Raw genomic sequence first — 3,498 nt, forward strand, 5'->3', positions numbered from 1 at the left:
CGGGTGGACCTGGACGGACCCCGGTGGACGGGCCCGCGGCGCGGGCCCGGTCCTACGGCCGGGTGTCCGCCCGCCCTCCGTCCGGTTTCCCGGGTGGTTCCCGGCCGGATCGTGGCCGGTTGCTGTCCGTCACGCGGACTGTGCCCCCGGGTGCCGCTGGGGCATGAAAGGATTCAGGTACAAAAGGCACGCCCGGGGCGGGCCCCGGCGGTGCCGTGGTCCGGTCCGCTGATGAAGGAGCTCCGTTGGGTACGTTGCGCTGGCTGACGGCGGGGGAGTCGCACGGCCCCGCACTCGTCGCGACGCTGGAAGGCCTGCCCGCCGGTGTACCGGTCACCACCGACGTGGTGGCCGACGCGCTGGCGCGCCGCCGGCTCGGTTACGGCCGCGGGGCGCGGATGAAGTTCGAGCAGGACGAGGTGACCTTCCTCGGCGGTGTCCGGCACGGTCTGACCATGGGCAGCCCGGTCGCGATCATGGTCGGCAACACCGAGTGGCCGAAGTGGGAGCAGGTCATGTCGGCCGACCCGGTCGACCCCGAGGTCCTGGCGGGCCTGGCCCGCAACGAGGCGCTCACCCGCCCCCGGCCCGGCCACGCGGACCTGGCCGGCATGCAGAAGTACTCGATCGACGAGGCCCGGCCGATCCTGGAGCGCGCCAGCGCCCGCGAGACGGCCGCCCGGGTCGCGCTGGGCGCCGTCGCCCGCGCCTACCTCCGTGAGGTGGCCGGGGTCGAGATCGTCAGCCACGTGGTCGAGCTGGCCGCCGCCAAGGCGCCGGCCGGCGTGGTGCCGCTGCCCTCGGACGAGGCGAAGCTGGACGCCGACCCGGTGCGCTGCCTGGACGCCGACGCCTCGAAGGCGATGGTCGCCGAGATCGACCAGGCCCACAAGGACGGCGACACCCTCGGCGGCGTGGTCGAGGTGTTGGCGTACGGCGTGCCGGTGGGCCTCGGCTCGCACGTGCACTGGGACCGCCGGCTGGACGCGCGGCTGGCCGCCGCGCTGATGGGCATCCAGGCGATCAAGGGCGTCGAGGTCGGCGACGGCTTCGAGCTGGCCCGGGTGCCGGGCTCCCAGGCCCACGACGAGATCGTCCCGACCGCCGAGGGCGTCAAGCGCACCTCCGGCCGCTCCGGCGGCACCGAGGGCGGACTGTCCACCGGCGAGGTGCTGCGGGTGCGCGCCGCGATGAAGCCGATCGCCACCGTGCCGCGGGCGCTCCAGACCCTGGACGTGCGCACCGGCGAGCCGGCCAAGGCCCACCACCAGCGCTCGGACGTCTGCGCGGTCCCGGCCGCGGGCATCGTCGCCGAGGCGATGGTCGCGCTGGTGCTGGCGGACGCGGTCAACGAGAAGTTCGGCGGCGACAACGTCTCCGAGACCCGCCGCAACGTGCAGGGCTACCTCGACAACCTGATCATCCGATGACGAACCCCGTTGTCGTGCTGGTCGGCCCGCCCGGCAGTGGCAAGTCCACCGTCGGGCGGGTGCTGGCCGAGCGCCTGGGCGTCGGCTTCCGGGACACCGACGCCGACATCGAGGCGACGGCCGGCAAGCCCATCCCGGAGATCTTCATCGACGAGGGCGAGCCGCGCTTCCGCGCGCTGGAGGCGGCCGCCGTGCGCGCCGCCGCCGAGGGGCACGACGGGGTCCTGGCGCTCGGCGGCGGCGCGGTGATGGCCGAGGCCACCCGCGCGCTGCTGCACGAGCTGCCGGTGGTCCTCCTGGAGGTCCCGCTCGCCGACGCGGTCAAGCGGGTCGGCCTGGACGCCCCGCGCCCGCTGCTGGCCGTCAACCCGCGGGCCCGCTGGCGCGAGCTGATGGAGGCCCGCCGCCCCCTCTACCTGGAGGTGGCCACCGCCGTGGTCGACACCGCCGGGCGCACCCCGGAACAGGTCGCGGACGCCGTACTGGAAGCACTGGAGCTGAAGACCCCCCATGACTGACACCACCGTCAGGATCCACGTCGGCGGCAGCGCCGGCCACGACCCGTACGACGTGCTGATCGGGCACCAGCTGCTCGGTGAGCTGGCGCCGCTGATCGGGACCCGCGCCAAGCGGGTGGCGCTCATCCACCCGGAGGCGCTCGCCGCCACCGCCGACGCGATCCGCGAGGACCTGCTCGGCGAGGGCTACGAGGCCATCGTGCTCCAGGTGCCCAACGCCGAGGACGCCAAGAGCGCCGAGGTCGCCGCGTACTGCTGGTCGGTGCTCGGGCAGACCGGCTTCACCCGCAGCGACGTCGTCGTCGGCCTCGGCGGCGGCGCCACCACCGACCTGGCCGGCTTCGTCGCCGCGACCTGGCTGCGCGGGGTGCGCTGGATCTCCATGCCCACCACGCTGCTCGGCATGGTCGACGCGGCCGTCGGCGGCAAGACCGGCATCAACATCGCCGAGGGCAAGAACATGGTCGGCGCCTTCCACCCGCCGGTGGGCGTGCTGGCCGACCTCGACACCCTGGAGACCGTGCCCAGGCACGACTACGTCTCCGGCCTCGCCGAGGTCATCAAGTGCGGCTTCATCGCCGACCCGGCCATCCTCGACCTGATCGAGGCCGACCCCGAGGGTGCCAAGACCCCGTCCGGCCCGCACACCGTCGAGCTGATCCGCCGCGCCATCCAGGTCAAGGCCGACGTGGTCTCCGGGGACCTCAAGGAGTCCGGCCGCCGCGAGATCCTCAACTACGGCCACACCCTCGGCCACGCCATCGAGCGCAACGAGCGGTACAAGTGGCGGCACGGCGCCGCGATCTCCATCGGCATGGTCTTCGCCGCCGAACTCGGCCGCCTGGCCGGGCGGTTGGACGACGAGACGGCCGACCGGCACCGCACCGTGCTGGCCTCGGTCGGCCTGCCGCTGAGCTACCGGGCGGACGCCTGGCCGAAGCTGCTGGACGCGATGAAGATCGACAAGAAGTCGCGCGGCGACCTGATCCGCTTCATCGTGCTGGACGGCCTCGGCAAGACCTCCGTACTGGAGGGCCCCGACCCGTCGCTGCTGGTCGCCGCGTACGCGGAGGTCTCGGCGTGACCAGGGTGATGGTGCTCAACGGCCCCAACCTGGGCCGGCTGGGCAGCCGCGAGCCGGACGTCTACGGCGCCACCTCGTACGCCGGACTGGTCGAGCGCTGCACCGCGCTGGGCAAGGAGTTCGGCTTCGAGGTCGAGGTGCACGAGACCAACTCCGAGCAGCAGATGGTGGAGTGGCTGCACGAGGCGGCCGACGGGCAGGTGCCGGTGGTGATCAACCCCGGTGCGTTCACCCACTACTCGTACGCGATGCGGGACGCCGCGGCCCAGCGCACCGCGCCGCTGATCGAGGTGCACATCTCCAACCCGTACGCCCGGGAGACCTTCCGGCACACCTCGGTGATCGCCGCGGTGGCCTCCGGCACCATCGCCGGTTTCGGGCTCGGCTCGTACGAGCTGGCGCTGCGCGCGCTGGCCGAGCGGCTCACCACCCGCTGAGGGTACGGGCGGTGGCCCGGCGGCGGACC

General features: G+C 73.6%; 4 protein-coding genes. All 4 read left to right on the plus strand.

Annotation, left to right across the window (positions count from 1 at the left end):
- Positions 1-245: 245 nt before the first annotated feature.
- From aroC to aroQ, 4 genes are read left to right on the plus strand one after another with little or no spacing between them, the layout of a single operon-like run.
- Entirely contained in the window at positions 246-1,430 is a 1,185-nt protein-coding gene (aroC, locus tag ACFU6K_RS34165) for a chorismate synthase (RefSeq protein ID WP_380669748.1), read from the plus strand.
- The gene (locus ACFU6K_RS34170) at positions 1,427-1,948 is read left to right on the plus strand and encodes a shikimate kinase (protein WP_380669750.1); all 522 of its coding nucleotides are present in this window, start codon (positions 1,427-1,429) and stop codon (positions 1,946-1,948) included. Before aroC ends, ACFU6K_RS34170 begins: the two co-directional genes overlap by 4 nt.
- Positions 1,941-3,032 carry a 3-dehydroquinate synthase gene (aroB, locus tag ACFU6K_RS34175; protein ID WP_380669752.1) on the plus strand — a complete coding sequence of 364 codons (1,092 nt, stop codon included), beginning with the start codon at positions 1,941-1,943 and terminating at the stop codon, positions 3,030-3,032. The genes ACFU6K_RS34170 and aroB overlap by 8 nt, the downstream gene beginning before the upstream one ends.
- Before the next feature lie 8 nt (positions 3,033-3,040).
- Positions 3,041-3,469 carry a type II 3-dehydroquinate dehydratase gene (gene aroQ / locus ACFU6K_RS34180; RefSeq protein ID WP_049653999.1) on the plus strand — a complete coding sequence of 143 codons (429 nt, stop codon included), beginning with the start codon at positions 3,041-3,043 and terminating at the stop codon, positions 3,467-3,469.
- Positions 3,470-3,498 lie beyond the last annotated feature (29 nt).

The organism is Kitasatospora sp. NPDC057512 (assembly GCF_042802135.1).
GTDB lineage: Bacteria > Actinomycetota > Actinomycetes > Streptomycetales > Streptomycetaceae > Kitasatospora.

What these genes read in the sequence shown, in the direction of transcription:
- aroQ (WP_049653999.1), top strand. Translation starts at nt 3,041, where the DNA reads ATGGTGCTCAACGGCCCCAACCTGGGCCGGCTGGGCAGCCGCGAGCCG.
- aroB (WP_380669752.1), top strand. Translation starts at nt 1,941, where the DNA reads ATGACTGACACCACCGTCAGGATCCACGTCGGCGGCAGCGCCGGCCAC.
- ACFU6K_RS34170 (WP_380669750.1), top strand. Translation starts at nt 1,427, where the DNA reads ATGACGAACCCCGTTGTCGTGCTGGTCGGCCCGCCCGGCAGTGGCAAG.